This is a genomic window from Kribbella sp. NPDC056861 (genome assembly GCF_040687575.1).
Lineage (GTDB): Bacteria > Actinomycetota > Actinomycetes > Propionibacteriales > Kribbellaceae > Kribbella.
The window spans coordinates 515,159-532,063 of record NZ_JBFBNQ010000007.1; the positions used below are offsets into that span (position 1 = coordinate 515,159).

Sequence of the window (16,905 nt, forward strand, 5' to 3'; positions counted from 1 at the left end):
TTAGTTGCCGTAGACAACGTGGTGCTCCCTTGCTTCGTGATCCGATCGGGGCCGGTCGCGCGGGTGGTCATGCGGTCTCGCAGGTGGGGTGTGCGTGGGTGCCGTCGTCGTATGTGAGGGGTTGGCGGCACCCAATGCAGGTGGCCTGTTGGGGTGGTTGCGGGTGATCCGTCCCATCCGTCCCAACCGTCCCCGCCCAGGTCAGAGCGGGGACGATTGAATCTGTGGGACGGTTCGATCCGTCCCACGGAAGTGATCCGTCCCCGGCGTGACCTGCAAAGGGACGGTTGGGACGATCCGGGACGGTGTCCCCCTGGGAGGTGTTTTCCGGGACGGTTGGGCAGTACCTGGCCCAGGTGTCTGCGAAGTCATCTCGGATGTATCCCTTGGATTGAGTGCCGTCTTCCCATCGGTGGTTCTTCGGGGTGATGTCGTACTCCCGCAGCAGCGCCGCGAGCCGACGAACGGTGATGCCTCCCGGCGCGGGCGTCTCCGCCCAGGGCGATTCATCGTCAGCCCGAAGCCGTTGCACGATCACTGCAGACGGCAGCGCACGTGCGGTCCCGAACGCGGTCCGGCAGTCGTTCAGGAGCCGGATCGACTGTGATGCCTCGGTGGAATCTTGAAGCTCCGCAATCAACGTCAGGGCCGCGTTCCTGGCCCGGTTCGGCCAGTGCCCGCCCGCCAGATCCGCCAGAGCAATCAACGGCTCCCAGGTGTCGGCCGCGCGGTCTTCCAACGGCATGTCCGGGGCTGCATTGGTCAGCTCGTCCAGATGGCCACTAACCCACTCGTGCAGCCGGTCGCGCAGCTCGGCCAGGACCGGCCCGTCACGACGCACGCGGTAGGGCTGCACGGACTCCCCGGCTGCCCGGCGACGCATCCGGATCACGGCGGCCCGGTCTTCAATCGTGTCCGGCATCATCCCGATCCCGGCCAGCGCGGCCATGGCGAAGGTCTCGATCTTCTCGACCGACCGGCTACCGGCGTCGTAGCGCAGCGTCGGGCGGCCGCGCTGGTGACCGGCGTTGAGCAGCCCGCGAAGGTCTTCGTTGTCGCCTGCCTTCGGCCCAAAGATCGTGTCGGCCTCATCGATCAGCAACGTGGGCGGATCAGACGGTGCGAGACCGATCGACCGGTAGACCGCCGATGGAGACGCGTTGGTGGTCATCAACGGCCGATGCGACAACCCATCGGCCATGTCCAGCAGCCGCGACTTTCCGCACCGCTTCTCAGGTGCACGGATGACAAGCCGCGGAGCACAGTTCCACGCCGACACCGCATGCGTAGCAGCGATCCACAACACCACAGCGACCCCGGCCGCGTCGCTCGGCAGAACAACGTACCGCCCGATGACAGCGCGGACCTCGTCCAACAGCTCCGCGCCGTCAACGGCGTCGGCCTGGTCGTGGTTGTTGTCGGTCATGCGGCAATCCCTTCGTCGCGGAAACCGCCGGTGATGGCGGCTCTGATGTCGCGTTCGGTCTGGGCGGCTTGGTGTCCGGCGTAGGTCAGTGCGGTGACGGCGGCGGTCTGGTCGATGGCCCCGGCCGCGACCATCCGGGCGACGCCTCGCGCAGCGCCGTAGAGGGTGGTGCGGCGTCTGCCTTTGGGTGCGCGGCGTACGGCGTCGAGGTGGGCGTCGAGGAGCTTGTCCGGGTGGGAGATGCCCCCGCCCGGTTGTGCTGTGGTCGGGCTGGTTTTCGGGCTGGCCAAATCGGCCGGCATAGGAGGAAGGCACGCGGTCACGAGGGCGGGGGGCATCTCACGTACTTCGGTCGTTCCATCACCCCACGCGTAGGCGCGACCGGTCCGGTGGTGGATCGACGGCGGGAGAACGACGTAGCCGCCGTCTGCTTTGATGTCGATGCCTTTGTGTCCGGGCATCGGCCGGGACGGCATGTTGTGGCCGGGGTGGCGGTAGTAGAGGTGCTGTCCCCAGTTGCCCGTGCGAACGTGGAGAGTGCGCGGGACGAGGTGGCGGAACTGGAGACTGAGAAAGCTGGTCCGCCCGCCGTGCGCGGGGTCGATGTCCACCACCAGGAGGCCGGACACGGCACCGGTTCGGACGGCGAGCTGGCCACGCGGGACGGCGGCGACGATCGCGGCGACTCTGTCAGGGTCGGTGCTGGCGGCGTAGAAGCCGTGGCAGGTCAGGTGTCCGCAGATCCCGGGGTTGTGGTCGATCGCGTCGCGGCAGTCGGAGCAGTTGGCGACCGGCCGCTTGGAGCGGCCGAGCATGAACACGGGCCAGCCGCGTTCGGCGGCGGCGAGGGCTTCGGTGAGGATCTCGGTCATCGCTTGTCTCCCTTGCTGGTGGAGTTGCTGGCTGCGCTGTGGGTGCGGCGGTAGTAGCTGATGACCTTGCGGCCGAACCGGACCCGCAGCCCGGAGCCGTCGCAGCGTCCGCAGTGCCGGAACGCGTTGCCGAACGGGGATTTGAACTTGCCGACGCCCTTGCAGCGGCGGCACTTCCCGAACGGCCAGACAGCGCAGGCGAGCAGGTAGAACGCGGCGACGCCGGTCACGATGAGTGCCACGGTGGCGGCCTGGGCGACGCTGTGGGCGGTAGCGGTGAGATCGACCGAGGCGCCACCCAGGTAGCTACTGTGGGTAGCGGCGGTCAGGAGGGTGGTAGCGGCGGTGGTGGGCATGAAATGCCTCCAGAGGGCTGTTTTTGGGCGTGAGGAGCCGTGACCGCTACCCGCTACGCGCGGATGAACGGCCAGGTGGTGGCTGGGTTGCGGGGTAGCGGGACGGGTAGCGTTGCCGCTACCGGTAGCGGTGTGGCCGCTACTTCAACTCGTCCCGCACCCTGTTGAGTTGGTTACTCTGTGTTGCCCGCGGCTTAGGTGTTGCGGCGGGCGATGGCGGCCCTGATGTCCTCAGACTTGGCGCCCTTGCGGGTCGCGCCGTCGCGCTTGACGTTGACGCTGGACACGTTCAGCCCGCGCGCCTGAGCACTGATCGCGTCGGGTGTTGTGCCGTCGTATTGCTCGGGCATCTGGTCGGCCAACCGTCCGGCGATGGTGTCCCAGTGGGCGGCGGTGTCGGCGCCCATCACGGTGAGGATGTCGGCCAGCACGTCACGAGAACCGCGCTGCATCTCCTCGCCTGCCGCCATGCCGGACAGCAGTCCGAGCCGTTCCCGCAGCACGCGGGCGGCGGTGAGGATCTTGTCCGCGTCGGTGGCGTCGGCCAGCTCGGTGCGCACGGTCGGTGTCGCATCCGATGCGCCGTACAGATAGCCGACGCCTCGGTACTCGTCACCCACCGGCAGGGTGGCTGCGTCGAAACCTTCCTGATAGGCGTCGCCGCCCAAGATCGCTTCCGATACGACCCGGTTGCCGCACTTGAGGGCGAACCGCAGGGTGTGGTTATCCCTGTACCGGTTGAACAACCGGGCCACGTCGCCCGCGCCGACCCCGGACGGCTTCTGCGAGCTGGACTCGATAATCACACCCGCGCTCGGGCCGACGGCCTGGATGCGGGAGAGCTTGGCGGCGATCTCCTTGTTCACGTTCTGGTCTTCGGTCTCGAAGTACACCTGGAACTCCTCCATCACGAGCACCAGGACGTGCAGGTCCGGGTAACGCGGGTCGTTGTGGAGTTCCTCGGTCAGCTTCCCTTCGGGGCACAGCTCCACGGGCAACGTCGTCAAGATCGAGTTCACCCGGTCGATGTGGGCGAGGATCTCGTCCAGGATCGCCCGGAACGTCTCGATCGGGTCATCAGTGTTCGGGTTGGGATGGGTACCGAACACGATGCGGTGGGCAACCTTCTTGAACGCCAACCAGTCCGGCGAGTTCTTCCCGTCCACAACGATCAACCGCACGTTCGGATCGAGCGCGGCATAGAGCGCCAGCAGACGGGCGAAGTACGTCTTGCCCTTGCGGGGCTGGGCCCCGACCAGCAGCGAGTTCCACATCAGCGACAGCTTGACCGGCGAGTCCCGCTCATCGCGGCCGATCACGAACGCCTTCCAAATCGACCGGCGCTTGCAGTCCAGCAGCGACGTCCGGCCCACCGGCACCGCGAGCGGATCCCGGTCGGCCACGAACAACGTGTGGCGTCGCGAGCTGGACTTGTCCGGGGTCAGGAACACCTGATTGACGTGCACGTCCAGGCCGGAGGCGATCTTCTCCCGGCAGTTCGCGACATCGGTCCATCCCTTGCCGTACGGGAGATCGACCAGCACCTGAGAACCGGTGTTGCGGGCGTCGCGGGACATTTGCGACCCGAACCGGACTTCCTGGTCGGTGCGGTCGGGCTTGCCGAGTCCGGCCGCGTAGTAGGCGCGCAGCACGATGTCAGAGTTCAGCTTCCGGAACCGGGGAGCGACTACCGCCGTACCGACCAGGGTCTGTCCGGCCGGGCGGCCGTAGTGCGCAGCGGCGGCGACCAGACCGGCGCCCGCAACGGCCGCAGCAGCCGTAGGAGCGGCGTTGAGGGCGATCGGGGCACTGATGGCAAGGCCCAGGTTCTGGGCCGCGAGAACGCCGCCACGCCAAAGGCGGGTGCGCTTGAGCTCGCGGTGGATCTTCTCCCATTCCTTGAGCTCGTTGCCGTCTGCGGCCTTCTGCTCAAGGGCAAACGAGTTCGGCACCCACCACCAGCGGAGCTGGTTGCTGACCACGCGAGTGAAGCCGCGTCCGGCGAACCAGGCGAGCTTTGCGCCGTACCAGGGCGACCGGACCGCGTGGAATGCGGCGACGTGTCCCGAGCGGGCGACGGCGCGGCGGACTGTGGCGCGGAGGTTCTGCGGCAGCAGATGAACTGGGATGATCGGCAGTCGCTCCCCCGCAGCGACCGCGACCGGCAGCCCCGGAGCGTCAACGGGGACCAGGACCTTGCCCGCGCCGGGGGCGGTGTCGGAGTCGTCGTCCAGGGCGACTTCATAGGCGGTGTCCATCCGCTCGACCTCACCGGCCGACAGCGGCACCGCTATGCCGGCCGAATTCTCCCCACCCTGGGAGTTGTCGTCGCGGCGGGCGCGGCGCGCGTCCAGGTCGATCGGCTCGGGGATCTCGTTCGCGTTCTCGGTCATGGTCACTTCTCCCCGTTCTCGGAAGGGCGTTCGTGGATGAGGTGAGCCAGTGCCGCGCCCATGCCGAGCACGGCGACGGGCAGGCAGGCAACAACGGTGGTGATCTGCCACGGCGCTTGAGTGACTCCGGCCGCGTCGAGTAGGTGATAGGCGACCTGGCCGAGTCCACCGAGGATCAGCGCGCCGAGCGCGGACCATCCGGCGAACCTTCGGGCGGTGGCGGAGACCTGGCGCGACAGCCATACCCGCAGCGCGAACGCGGCGTAGGTCTCGACACCGATCGGGAGCGTGATCGCGGTGTTGATCGTGAACCCGTCCGCGATCCCCGGCAGTGGGTGCACGACCCCGAAGCCGGTCAGCTCACCCAACCCGACCCAGCCGGACCAGACTGCGATGAACGCGGGCAGCGACAGCAGCAGCACCGGCCAGGACCGCACCGGCCGAGCGCCTCGGGTGGGCTCGTTCGCGGGCTCCGGGAGGGCAGCCGCGGGAACCCCCTCAGACTTGGGTGGGTCGGCAACGATCACCGGTTCTACAGGCGGCGTGACCTGCGGAGATGCCCCCTCCTCCGCCGCGCGGGGCATCTCATCGTGGGTCAACTCGGCCTCGGTTTCGGGTGCGGTCTCGACCGGGTCCGGCACAGTGTGCAGGTGCGTCCCGGTGACCGTGGCGTCTTCCTCGATCAGCGCCAGCCGGACCGCACGGGCCTTGTCCTTGCCGATCCGGAATTCCTTCATCAACCGGTTCTGCGACGGGACACCACCGGTCTTGGCAGCGAGCTTGCGGGCGGCCGGGACCAGGTCCTCAACCGGCACGGGGTAGGTGGAGCGCATTGGAATGCTCATGCCACGACCTCCGCGCCGGTCTTGCTGGTGTCGGCCAGCTCGTTGCTAGCGGCGAGAACCCGCCGTGCAGCGCGCCGCACCCGACGCCGATCGATGGCCGACGGCGAGGGACCGGCATTGATGAAGGCGATCTGCGCGTCCAACAGGTCTAGTTCGGCAGCGATCAGCGGCCACTCTCGTTCGATCTTGGCCAGGTCGGCGGCGGTCGGTTCGTCGCCGGAAACGGCTGAAAGGTGGATGATGCTCATGGGTTCGTGCTCCTCTACGCAATGGATTGGTGCGACCCGGACGCCTCGGCGGCTGCAACCGCCGGGGCGTCGCTTCAACTGCATTGCCCTAGCGTGCCCTAGGGTTTTCCATTGTGTCAATACCGTGCCGTGCTCTAGTGCGCTCCGCTAAGCTGGAACGGTGGCTATCGACCGAGAGAACGCGCAGCCGTTGCAGGCCCAGGTGGCGGACGACATACGTCGACGCATCGCGGCGGGGGAGTTCAGTGCCGGGGCGAAGCTGCCACCACTTCGCGCCCTGACGACTGAGTACGACGTTGCCGAGATGACTGTGCACGCAGCGATTCGCGAGCTTCAGCGCCAAGGCCTCGTGATTTCGTCGCGAGGCCGAGGCACCTTCGTCAGTGACGACATCGATGGGAAGGACCTCTCCGGGACACCTGGCGTCTACGACCCGACTAGTCCCGAGGCTCAGATCGAAGAGCTGCGCAGGATCGTTGCGGACCTCGTGGTTCGGGTTGATCGCTTGGAGTCTCATGACGACTAGTCAACGGCCGATCAGGACGCCAAACCATGAAAGAGCTCTGCAACTCGTCTGCACGTCGGTTGCAGGAATCTGAATGAGTCCGCAGGAGGAGGTGTGGACTCCCGCGACGGTCCAGCTATTCCAGGACGCGTATCGATCGGTCTTCCCGCTAACGACCGACGAGAAGTTCGCCCAGGACGTGCTGCGGGTTGCGACCCGAACTCTCTACAACTGGCGGAAACACCCCGAGACCAACATGCGAAGCCCCGTGCAGAGGGAGCTGAGCCGAGCGCTTCTCGCCGCACCACCCGAAGTGATCGAGCGATTTCGTGCCATGCGGTACCCGCCAACTGGTGGCCTAGACGGCGCGCAGATGCCGGACGCCGGCCAAAATCTGACGGTCTATCCGGCCGCGTTGGATGGCGCGATCGCGGTTCTCGGAAGCCTCGCTGACCCGTCTGCCGAACACGCGAACTATCGCCCCGGTGACCTCGCCGCGACGGTGCTTGATTGGCTCACATCCTCAATCGGCCAGGCTGCGACCGGTGCCGATGGCACCCGAGTAACGGCCGCGAACGTCGCCCAGATCCGAACCATGATCTCGGCTATCGACACCATTGAACGGACGGTCGGCGGAGCTGAATGCCGAGCCACAGCGAGGCGCTACCTGCACGCCGTTGCCCTCCCGATGCTGCACCGAGAGGCGGAGAGCCAGACGCGTACGGACCTGTTCTCCGCCGTCGCAGAACTCTGCGAGATCGTCGGCTGGATGTACTACGACGCTGGTCTACACGGCATGGGGCAGGCGTACTTCACGCAGGCACTACGACTGACCCGGGAGGTCGGCGACGATGCCCTGTCTGCGTACCTCATGACCAGCATCAGCCACCAGGCGCTGCACCTGGGCGAGGCGGCCGCCGCCCTCCGCGCGGCGAAAGCCGCCCGCATGGTTGCAGAGTCCGCCAGCAGTCCACATGTCCTGGTAGAGGCCGACCTGCTGGTCGCCCGTTCCCACGCGGCGCTGGGCCAGGGTGGAGATGCGACGGCAGCACTACAGCGCGCGGAACACTCCTACGAACGCAGCGAAGCAGCTGGTGCACGCGCGTGGGAACCGCAATGGGATGACGTCATGTTCGCCAGCCACGCCGGAACCTGCTGGAGCGACATTGGCAACTTCAAAGAAGCCCGACGCCTCTTGAGTCACGTATGGGACTCGTCACCGGACCGCCCGCGAAGGCTCATCTATAGCGCAGCAGAACTCGGAATCGCGGCAGCCCGGGAGGGCGAGGTGGACCTCGCTTGCCAACACGGCCAGGATGTCGTTTCGCTTCGCGCCACCGTCGACTCAGGGAGAACCCAGCAGAACCTAGACCGGCTGGCGAACGAACTCCGCCCCTACCAAGCCTCCGGTGTCGTACGCGACTTCTTCAACTCAAGCGGTATTAACCTAAAAGGTGCCACCAAATGAACGATGCGACTCGTATCGCTGACCTAGTTGCTGAGGGCGAACCCGAGAAGGAATTCAATCCTGGAATCGCTGGGCGGCTACCTAGGAAGACGGCCGCTGGTGGCGCATTGATCCGTAATGAATTAGGCCAGATTCTGTTTCTCGAACCGGTCTATAAGCCAACTCTGGAGATTCCCGGTGGTGTGGCTGAATACGACGAGTCGCCACTTGACGCTTGCTCTCGTGAGATTCGCGAAGAGCTTGGATTCGACATTGAGCTCGGCAATCTGCTTATTGTTGACTGGGTGCCTGCTCAGGGCGTTTGGTACGACGGCCTCATGTTCATCTTCGACGGAGGCATTCTGAGGCGCGAGCAGATAGAGCAGATCAAGCTGGATCCTACAGAGGCAAAGTCATTCAAATTCCTTCCGCTAGCGGATGCGAAAGTGCGGCTGCGTCCTTCGTTGGCGCGCAGAGTCGCTACTGCTGAGGCGGCGATGCGGAGCGGAGCGTCCTTCTACGCTGAGTTCGGTCGCCGCCTGGTCTAGTCGGCCTCTTTCGAGGTCTGGTCGGTTGTAGCGCTGATATCAACATCAAGCTTCAGAAATGACGCGCGCAATGCCACCTCAGTCTTGTCTAGTGCCTCCTTGCGGCGTTGTACGGATTCGGCGGTTAATTGCTCCGTCTTAATGCTTGCTTCTTTGATGGATTTCAACACTTCTTCAAGCTCGGTATTGATCTCTGCTCCATCTGCGTATATCTTCTCGATTTTCTCAAGTATGGACACGGGTGTGTCTTCGAACTTCTTCGTCTCTTCCGATATATCGCCAAGCTCGCTGAGATTGCGCGCTACGACGGCAATCAGATTTTCGACTCTCTGTCGCTGCTCTTCATTTCTGCGAAGCAACTCGCGAGTTGACCTATTTGTTTTCAGCATGATAATCGGATGGTAGGTGACCATCCGTGCAAGCGGTCGGGCATTCGCGATCATCAAAAAATTGAGTGCGGGAGATAGCACAAGGATTCCCATGCCGAGATTGATTGACCAAGTAATGACTTGCGCCCACCGCTGGTCTGTATCTACGCCGCGTAATGCATTGAAGCAAATCGGAGTCGTCCACGCGTAAGCTACGAGTGGAGGAATCCACAGCGCGACCATGAATCGTTGTATGCCATTCCACTTAGTGGCACCCCAACGGGCGATGATGGCGCGAGCTTCGAGTATCTGGGCCAACGCCAGTACGGGTAGCGTTTGAGCGCTCGTGGACCAGAACTCTGGAGGAATCGTCGCCATCGAGTGAGTATGCACGCCATCGCGAGCGTGCGCCTAGGGAGAGTTGTGGCGGCTTCACGGGCGGCGTGCCCGAGCCGTGCCCGATCGGATGGATCAGTGCGGAGAATCGAGGTCATCAGCGGTAAGTCCTGCCGCACGCTGCGCGCAGAGCGCGGCAGCGTGAAACTCCACAGCGTGACAAGTCTGTTCCCAAGCTGACAGTGCGAGTTCGATTCTCGTCACCCGCTCCAGCAGACCCCAGGCCGGCGGCCTGGGGTTTTTTGCGTTCGGCGGGTTTCGGACCGGCCGGTGGCGGGTAGCCGGGGCCGGTCGTTGCCCGCTCAGTGGCGGCATTTGCATTTCGAATAGCCCCCCATTTGTCCTTGCAAACCAGGGGTGACAACCATTCCACACTGATCGAAAGGTGTCGATGGGCCTCCGCTGACAAAGCCGAAGGGCCGGCCGAGCTGCTGCTCGACCGGCCCTCGCGGGTACTGCCGGGTGCTACTTGCTGCCGAAGACCTGCAGTTCGGTCATGTCGGTGAACGAACAGCCGCCGAAGCCGCCGTCGGGGCAGTTGGTGGCGAAGTCCGGGACCTGTGGGCTCAGCATCACGAACCGGACGTACTGCACGCCGGTCGTGTTGCCGGTCGGCGTGACCTCGTTGTACTTGCCCCGGTTGGCGGCGCCGAACTCGCCCTCCTGGGCGGTGGCCCAGGTGGTGCCGTCGACGGACGTCTCGATCCGGTACTTCCCGGTCGAGGAGCTGCCCGGGTCGCCGCAGACGTTCGACGGGTCGACCGAGAACTTGCTGATGTTCACGGCGGCCGGCAACTTGATGTCGACGGTCTTCGGGATCATCACGTTGGTCGGGGTGCCGTCGTCGTCACCGGTCGTGCTGCCCCAACCAGGACCCTGGCTCGAGTCGATCACGTTGGCCGGGCCACAGCCGAACGAGGTGAGGTCCGGGCCGGTGAAGTCCACCACCGAGCCGCCGCCTGACGCTGCCGCCCAGTTGCGCCGCGGCGTGAAGTTCGCCGTCGTACCGGTGGCCTTGACCGTCAAGGGGTTCCCCAGCAGCTCGTAGCCGACGCCCGAGACGACGAACTTGCCGTACGTGCCGGGCAGTACGCCGGTGATCGTGTACTTGCCGTTGGCGCCGGTGACAGCGGAGTAGTCACCCGCGTAGCCGGACGCGTGGCCACCGATGAAGACCAGGGCACCAGGCACCGGAGCGCCGCTGTCCTTGTCGGTCACCGTGCCGGTGATGGTGGTGGTCGCACCGGTCGGCGGGATGTGGAAGTCTTCGACCGGCTGCGCGTCGCCGCCGTCGACGGCACCGGCGAACCAGCCCATCCCGCGGTTGGCGAAGACCTGCCAGATGATCTTGGCGTTCTTGCCGCCGCTGGCGACCAGGTCGGCCTGGACGATCGCGTTGCGCATGTCCAGCATCGTCGGGTCCGCGGCCGAGAGCTCCATCGCGCGGGTGATGATGCTGACCGCGTAGGTGTGACCGAAGCGCTCCCGCAGGTCCCACAGGGTCTGGGCCCAGACCTCGCCCGACGAGTGCACCTCCGGTGTGCCGCCGATGGTCGGGAAGTCGCCATAGGTGTAGCCACCCTGCGAGCCGTCGATGCCGACGCAGGCCGGCTCCTTGGCCCTGACCCGGCAGTCGTTCGGCATGGTGCGGATGGTGCCGCCGGCCGTGTCGTACCGGCCGATCCGCATCTCGCCGTTGGCGGTGGTGTCCTTCTCCAGCCCGTGCGAGGCGAGGTAGTCGAGCGCGTAGAAGTCGCTCCACGCCTCACCCATCGAACCGGCCTGGATGCTGTTCAGCGTCGAGTTGCCGGTCGCGTCGACGACCAGCCGGTTCGACAGGCCGTGGGTGTACTCGTGGTACAGGATCTCGGCCGAGTTCGACGAGCTGGTCGCGACCGTCCCGTCGTCGTCGACGCTGCCGAACAGGTACATCTGCATGGTCGGCGGGGTGCCGTCCGGCGGGGTCGACATGTTCGCGTTGTCGATGTGGTTGGCGTCCGGGCCGCCGTCCTCGCCGGTGGCCGCGCCGTCCAGCGAGTTCAGCTGGACCGCGTCGCCACCGTCGGCGTCGAACGAGCCGGCCGCCTTGGTGAAGCTGATCGGCGGCTTGGCCAGGTAGTCGTGGAAGTTGCTGGCCAGGTAGAAGCCGTTGGTGACGTCCTCGTTCAGGTTGGTCTTCCAGGACTGCGGCTGCGCCGGGTCCCAGGTGCAGATGGTGATCGGCGTACAGAGCGGGCTCGACTGGAACGGCACCAGCTTGTACTCCGAACCGCCGGCCGTCCCGGGAGCCTTGACCGTCTCGCCCGGGTTTGCCTGGTTGTCGTCGTTCACGTCCGCGAACGCCGCCACCGACGTGCCCTCGAGCAGCGTCTTCGCGCCCTTGGGCAGCCACTTGTTGTAGATCAGGTTCTCGGTGCGCTGGACGCCGCCCTTGGGCGCGCCCGGGTAGTTGTCGATCACCAGCGCGTCGCCGTTGCCGTTGCTGGACAGGTCGCGCCGGTAGAGCAGCGTGCCGGTCTGGGCGTCGATCACGTGGGTGTAGATCAGCGTGCCGCCCGCGTTGGTGTACGTCGACCACGCCTTCCGCAGGCCGTCCGCGGTGTGGAACCAGACCGTCTTGGCGTAGTCGCCGTTGCTCCACGTCGTGGTGGCGCCGACGGACTTGGCGGTCGCGCTCTTCGCGGTACCGCCGATGTCCACGGCTGCAGCGGATCGGGCCGCGGCGGCCGTCACCGAGGGAGCAGCCCGGCGGGCAGCGGCCTGGGGAGCCAGCCCGGCGATCGGTGCGCCCTGCAGCGAGATCAGCTGGCCGGCCTTGGTGACGTTGGCCTTCAGGCCGTTGCCGAACACCTCGATGCCGTCGACCTCCTGGACCCAGGAGATGTGGTGCGTGCCGAGGTCGTCGACGTACTCCTTGCGCAGCTTGAGGCCGGCGAGGTCGGTGGTCGAGAGCCGGAAGACCTCGGGGTGCGCCTTGACGTAGGCGAGCGCGATCTCGGCGGCCTTCTGGGTGCTCTTGCCGGTGAGGAAGCCGTCCAGCTTGGTCACCTGCGCCGGAGTACCGGTGTTCTCGTCGAGCGCGACGACACCCTGGCTGCCCAGCGAGGTACGGAACTTCTCCGAGGCCGCGGTCTCCTTGCCGACGATCTTGGCGGCTCGGTGGTAGCTCGCCCGGGCACTCGGAGTACGGGCGTCGTAGTTGCCCTTGCGCTCCTTGGCGGTGAGCGACTTGGTCGCCTCCGCGGGCGCCTTCGGATCAGGGGTGGCGGCCATCGCGCCACTGCCACCGGTCACTGCCAGGACGGTCGAGACGCCGACGGCGGTGACCGCGACGAACCCCCGTCCCTTGCCGGAAACTCTCACAACACACTCCAGAGGAAGTCGGGGATCTGCTGAGCCGAAAGGCCGGCCGAGCGGATGCTCGACCGGCCTCTCGGAGGTACTGCGGGGGTGCTACTTGGTGCCGTAGACCTGGAGTTCGGTCATGTCGGTGAACTGGCAACCACCGAAGCCACCGTTCGGGCAGTTCGTGGCGAAGTCCGGAACCTGCGGGCTCAGCATCACGAACCGGACGTACTGCACGCCGGTGGTGTTGGCGGTCGGGGTGACCTCGTTGTACTTGCCGCGGTTGGCGGCGGTGAACTCACCCTCGAGCGCGGTCGCCCAGGTGGTGCCGTCGACCGAGGTCTCGATCCGGTACTTACCGGTCGAGGCGCTGCCCGGGTCACCACAGGTGTTGGACGGGTCGATCGAGAGCTTGGAGATGTTCACGGCGGCCGGCAGCTTGATGTCGATGTTCTTCGGGATCATCACGTTGGTCGGCGTACCGCGGTTGTCGCCGGTGGTGCTGCCCCAGCCGGTGCCCTGGCTGGAGTCGATCGCGTAGCCCGGGCCACACTGCGGCGAGAAGTCCGGACCGGTGAAGTCGACGACCGAGCCGCCGCCGGACGCTGCCGCCCAGTTGCGCCGCGGTGCGAAGTTCGCCGTGGTGCCGCCGGCCTTGACCGCCAGCGCGTTGCCGAGGACCTCGTAGCCCGCGCCCGATACGACGAACTTGCCGTAGGTGCCGGGGAGGACGCCGGTAATCGTGTACTTGCCGTTGGCGCCGGTGACAGCGGAGTAGTCACCCGCGTAGCCGGAGGCGTGACCGCCGATGAAGACGAGCGCGCCGGGCACCGGAGCGCCGGTGTCCTTGTCCGTCACGGTGCCGGTGATGGTGGTGGTGGCGCCGGTCGGCGGGATGTGGAAGTCCTCGATCGGGTGCGAGTCGCCGCCGTCGAGCACGCCGGCGAACCAGCCCATGCCACGGTTGGCGAAGACCTGCCAGATGATCTTGGCGTTCTTGCCGCCGCTGGCGACCAGGTCGGCCTGGACGATCGCGTTACGCATGTCCAGCATCGTCGGGTCCGCGGTGGACAGCTCCATCGCGCGGGTGATGATGCTCAGCGCGTAGGTGCGGCCGAAGCGCTCCCGCAGGTCCCACAGGGTCTGGGCCCAGACCTCACCGGAGGCGTGCACCTCCGGAGTGCCGCCGATGGTCGGGAAGTCGCCGTAGGTGTAGCCACCGACCGAGCCGTCGATGCCGACGCAGTTCGGGCTGACCGCCTTCACGCGGCAGTCGTTGGCCTGGGTGCGGATGCTGCCGCCACCGGTGACGTACTTGCCTTCGAGCACCTCGCCCGGGGCGGTGGTGTCCTTCTCCAGACCGTGCGAGACCAGGTAGTCGAGCGCGTAGAAGTCGCTCCACGCCTCACCCATCGAGCCGGCCTGGATGCTGTTCAGGGTCGAGTTGCCGGTGGCGTCGACGACCAGGCGGTTCGACAGACCGTGGGTGTACTCGTGGTACAGGATGTCGGCCGCGTTGGAGGAGCTGGTGGCGACGGTGGTGTCGTCACCGGCCGCGCCGAACAGGTACATCTGCATCACCGGCGGCGTACCGTCCGGCGGGGTGTTCATGTTCGCGTTGTTGACGTGGTTGGCGTCCGGGCCGCCGTCCTCGCCGGTGGCCGCGCCGTCCAGCGCGTTCAGCTGGACCGGGTCGCCGCCCGCGGTGTCGAAGCTGCCGGCCGCGGGGGTGAAGCTGATCGGCGGCTTGGCCAGCCAGTCGTGGAAGTTGCTGGCCAGGTAGAAGCCGTTGGTGACGTCCTGGTTCATGTTCGTCTTCCAGGAGTCCGGCGTGGCCGGGTCCCAGGAGCAGAGGGTAGACGCGGTGCAGAGCGCGTTCGCCTGGAACGGAACGAACTTGTACTCCGAACCGGTCGGCGTTCCCGGTGCCTTGACGGTCTCGCCGGCGTTCGGCACGTTGTCGTCGTTGACGTCGGCAAAGGCCTGGACCGAGTTGCCCTCGAGGAGCGTCTTCGCGCCCTTCTTCAGCCACTTGTTGTAGATCAGGTTCTCGGTGCGCTGGGTTCCACCCTTGGCGGCGCCCGGGTAGTTGTCGATCACCAGCGCGTCGCCGCTGCCCTCGCTGCGCAGGTCGCGGCGGTAGAGCAGGCCGCCGGTCTGGGCGTCGATGACGTGGCTGTAGATCTTCGAGCCGCCGCTGGCCTGGACGTAGGTCAGCCAGCCCTTGCGGAGCCCGTCGGCGGTGTTGAACCAGACCGGCTTGACGGTGTCACCGTTGGAGTACTTGGTGACCGCGCCGGACTTGGTCGCCTTGGCCTCGGCTGCCTTGCCGTCGACGTCGGTGGCGGCAGCGGACCGGGCGGCGTCGGCGCTGAGGGCCGGAGCGGCCGCGCGGGCCTCCGCCTTCGCGACCAGGCCGGCGATCGGGGCGCCGAGCAGCGAGATCAACTCGCCCTTCTTGGTCACGTTGGCCTTCAGGCCGTTGCTGAACACCTCGATGCCGTCGACCTCCTGGACCCAGGAGATGTGGTGCGTGCCGAGGTCGTCGACGTAGTCCTTGCGCAGCTTCAGGGTGCCCAGGTCGGACTCCGACAGCTTGAAGACCTCCGGGTGCGCCTTGACGTAGGCCAGCGCGATCTCGGTCGCCTTCTTGCTGCTCGCCGCGGTGAGGAAGCCGTTCAGCTTGGTCACCTGCTCGGGCGTGCCGGTGTTGGGGTCGACCGACACCACACCCTGGCTGCCCAGCGAGTTGCGGAACTTCTCCGAGGCCGCGGTCTCCTTGCCGACCGCCTTGGCGGCCCGGGCGTAGTCGGTGCGGGCGCTCGGGGTACGGGCGTCGTAGTTGCCCTTGCGCTCCTTCGACTCGACCGACTTGACGTTCTCGCCCGATGCCTTGGGGTCCGGGTTGGCCGACGTGGCCGCGGTCGCGCCGCCGCCCGCTGTTACCGCCAGGACTGTGGTGGCGCCGACGGCAGTGACTGCCAGGAGCCCCCGTCCCTTGCCAGAAACTTTCACAACAATGCTCCAGAGAAAAGTTTTGCGGCTCGCCCCACACGACCCGTCCGGCCCGACTTTAGGCCTGGCGGTCGGCCCGGGGAAGGGTTATTACCGGAATGACGCCGATGCACGGGTTGTCCTTCGGGCGCGGAGCAATACCGCCAGCGTCAGGACGACTGTCGCTGTCAGCAACGATCCGGCTGCGAAGAGTGTCGAAACCCCTGGGTGGACAAGGGATTCGCCGCGCTGCGCCTGCCAGATGGTCAGCCAGATCAGCCCGGCGTACGCCGTCGCGGCGATCCAGACCAGCGCGGTGCGCGGGCCCTCCGGACGGAGTACCGGGAACCGGCGGGCGAGCAGAATGAGGCCTAAGGCAACCAATGGGATCAGCTGCAGGGCGTGGATGCCGAGGAAGTGGCCGATCCGCAGGTCACCGCCCTCGGTGCTCCAGCCGGTCAGCGGCATCCCCGCGCCGCCGTCCTCGACGCCGACCGAGTGCGAGCCGAGGAAGTCCTCCCGGCCGGTCTCCGCGAGCGCCTTCTGCTGGGCCGGCGTGGTGCGGAACATCAGCGAGCCGGCCAGCATGCCGACCAGGCTGGTGCCGAGCGCGAGCCGGATGCTCCAGCGCAGCGCCTTGTCACCCGGCTTGTCGAAGAGCAGTTGCACGGCGATCACGAAGACCGCGAACCAGATCACGTAGACCGTCATCGCCATCAGCTCGTGCATCAGGGTGTCGGTCGGCGTCGACTGGTTGAAGTGCAACTGCCGGCCGCGCACCACCACCTGCCCAGTGATGATCACCATCTCGGCCGCCACCCCGAAGGCCACCGCGGTACCCATCCACCAACCGAGTCGCCGCGCCTTGGTCTGCAACGACAGCAACCACGCCAACGTCAGGCTGTACGCCACGAAGCTGATCGCGAACTTGAGCGGCTTCATCCAGATCGGATGCCCGAGCAGCTGCCGGTCATCGAGGATCGCGCCGGCGATGCCGACCACGACCATCACACTCAACGCGATGGTGACCGCCAGCAGCGGCCGATGCAGTCGCCGAGGACGACTCGGCAACGCCGGTACTACGGTCCGGATCTCCCCCACAGAAGTCATACGTCGATCGTCGGCGGCCGGAACCCGAAGCGCAGGAGGGGCAAGCCCCCGT

Annotated in this window: 13 protein-coding genes; 3 read left to right on the forward strand and 10 right to left on the reverse strand. The window is 66.4% G+C overall.

The window, feature by feature from the left end:
• Window positions 1-67: 67 nt before the first annotated feature.
• From AB0P21_RS34150 to AB0P21_RS34175, 6 genes are all read right to left on the reverse strand, one after another.
• The gene (locus AB0P21_RS34150) at window positions 68-1,171 is read right to left on the reverse strand and encodes a DUF3631 domain-containing protein (protein ID WP_363702235.1); all 1,104 of its coding nucleotides are present in this window, start codon (window positions 1,169-1,171) and stop codon (window positions 68-70) included.
• Window positions 1,172-1,422: 251 nt separating this feature from the next.
• On the reverse strand, window positions 1,423-2,298 hold the full coding sequence (locus tag AB0P21_RS34155) for a bifunctional DNA primase/polymerase (protein WP_363702237.1): 876 nt from the start codon (window positions 2,296-2,298) through the stop codon (window positions 1,423-1,425).
• Entirely contained in the window at window positions 2,295-2,654 is a 360-nt protein-coding gene (locus AB0P21_RS34160) for a hypothetical protein (protein ID WP_363702239.1), read from the reverse strand. Before AB0P21_RS34160 ends, AB0P21_RS34155 begins: the two co-directional genes overlap by 4 nt.
• Before the next feature lie 194 nt (window positions 2,655-2,848).
• Window positions 2,849-5,047 (reverse strand): cell division protein FtsK, encoded by a 2,199-nt coding sequence (locus tag AB0P21_RS34165; protein WP_363702241.1) that lies wholly within the window; start codon window positions 5,045-5,047, stop codon window positions 2,849-2,851.
• 2 nt (window positions 5,048-5,049) lie between these two features.
• Window positions 5,050-5,892 carry an ABC transporter permease gene (locus AB0P21_RS34170; protein ID WP_363702243.1) on the reverse strand — a complete coding sequence of 281 codons (843 nt, stop codon included), beginning with the start codon at window positions 5,890-5,892 and terminating at the stop codon, window positions 5,050-5,052.
• Window positions 5,889-6,140 (reverse strand): DUF6284 family protein, encoded by a 252-nt coding sequence (locus tag AB0P21_RS34175; RefSeq protein ID WP_363702245.1) that lies wholly within the window; start codon window positions 6,138-6,140, stop codon window positions 5,889-5,891. The genes AB0P21_RS34170 and AB0P21_RS34175 overlap by 4 nt, the downstream gene beginning before the upstream one ends.
• 160 nt (window positions 6,141-6,300) lie before the next feature.
• Here AB0P21_RS34175 and AB0P21_RS34180 point away from each other — a divergent pair, with 160 nt between their 5' ends.
• From AB0P21_RS34180 to AB0P21_RS34190, 3 genes are all read left to right on the forward strand, one after another.
• Window positions 6,301-6,666 (forward strand): winged helix-turn-helix domain-containing protein, encoded by a 366-nt coding sequence (locus AB0P21_RS34180; RefSeq protein ID WP_363702247.1) that lies wholly within the window; start codon window positions 6,301-6,303, stop codon window positions 6,664-6,666.
• Window positions 6,667-6,739: 73 nt separating this feature from the next.
• Window positions 6,740-8,113, forward strand: coding sequence for a hypothetical protein (locus AB0P21_RS34185; protein WP_363702249.1), 1,374 nt, complete (start codon window positions 6,740-6,742; stop codon window positions 8,111-8,113).
• The gene (locus AB0P21_RS34190) at window positions 8,110-8,640 is read left to right on the forward strand and encodes an NUDIX hydrolase (protein WP_363702251.1); all 531 of its coding nucleotides are present in this window, start codon (window positions 8,110-8,112) and stop codon (window positions 8,638-8,640) included. The genes AB0P21_RS34185 and AB0P21_RS34190 overlap by 4 nt, the downstream gene beginning before the upstream one ends.
• Here AB0P21_RS34190 and AB0P21_RS34195 read toward each other — a convergent pair.
• The 4 genes from AB0P21_RS34195 to AB0P21_RS34210 all read right to left on the reverse strand — a co-directional run bounded on the left by AB0P21_RS34195 (window position 8,637) and on the right by AB0P21_RS34210 (window position 16,853).
• On the reverse strand, window positions 8,637-9,386 hold the full coding sequence (locus AB0P21_RS34195) for a hypothetical protein (RefSeq protein ID WP_363702253.1): 750 nt from the start codon (window positions 9,384-9,386) through the stop codon (window positions 8,637-8,639). The two genes, AB0P21_RS34190 and AB0P21_RS34195, sit on opposite strands and share 4 nt — an antisense overlap.
• A 483-nt stretch (window positions 9,387-9,869) precedes the next feature.
• A complete protein-coding gene (locus AB0P21_RS34200) occupies window positions 9,870-12,767 on the reverse strand; it encodes a M36 family metallopeptidase (protein WP_363702255.1) in 2,898 nt (965 codons plus the stop codon).
• Window positions 12,768-12,857: 90 nt separating this feature from the next.
• Window positions 12,858-15,764: a M36 family metallopeptidase gene (locus AB0P21_RS34205; RefSeq protein WP_363702257.1), complete on the reverse strand. Its 2,907-nt coding sequence runs from the start codon at window positions 15,762-15,764 to the stop codon at window positions 12,858-12,860.
• Window positions 15,765-15,854: 90 nt separating this feature from the next.
• Window positions 15,855-16,853, reverse strand: a complete 999-nt coding sequence (locus AB0P21_RS34210) for a hypothetical protein (RefSeq protein ID WP_363702259.1) — start codon at window positions 16,851-16,853, stop codon at window positions 15,855-15,857.
• Window positions 16,854-16,905 lie beyond the last annotated feature (52 nt).

Excerpts from the sequence above, each read along its gene's own strand:
- AB0P21_RS34170 (WP_363702243.1), bottom strand. The coding sequence starts at position 5,892 with ATGAGCATTCCAATGCGCTCCACCTACCCCGTGCCGGTTGAGGACCTG.
- AB0P21_RS34210 (WP_363702259.1), bottom strand. The coding sequence starts at position 16,853 with ATGACTTCTGTGGGGGAGATCCGGACCGTAGTACCGGCGTTGCCGAGT.
- AB0P21_RS34190 (WP_363702251.1), top strand. The coding sequence starts at position 8,110 with ATGAACGATGCGACTCGTATCGCTGACCTAGTTGCTGAGGGCGAACCC.
- AB0P21_RS34185 (WP_363702249.1), top strand. The coding sequence starts at position 6,740 with ATGAGTCCGCAGGAGGAGGTGTGGACTCCCGCGACGGTCCAGCTATTC.
- AB0P21_RS34160 (WP_363702239.1), bottom strand. The coding sequence starts at position 2,654 with ATGCCCACCACCGCCGCTACCACCCTCCTGACCGCCGCTACCCACAGT.
- AB0P21_RS34155 (WP_363702237.1), bottom strand. The coding sequence starts at position 2,298 with ATGACCGAGATCCTCACCGAAGCCCTCGCCGCCGCCGAACGCGGCTGG.
- AB0P21_RS34150 (WP_363702235.1), bottom strand. The coding sequence starts at position 1,171 with ATGACCACCAACGCGTCTCCATCGGCGGTCTACCGGTCGATCGGTCTC.
- AB0P21_RS34175 (WP_363702245.1), bottom strand. The coding sequence starts at position 6,140 with ATGAGCATCATCCACCTTTCAGCCGTTTCCGGCGACGAACCGACCGCC.
- AB0P21_RS34195 (WP_363702253.1), bottom strand. The coding sequence starts at position 9,386 with ATGGCGACGATTCCTCCAGAGTTCTGGTCCACGAGCGCTCAAACGCTA.
- AB0P21_RS34165 (WP_363702241.1), bottom strand. The coding sequence starts at position 5,047 with ATGACCGAGAACGCGAACGAGATCCCCGAGCCGATCGACCTGGACGCG.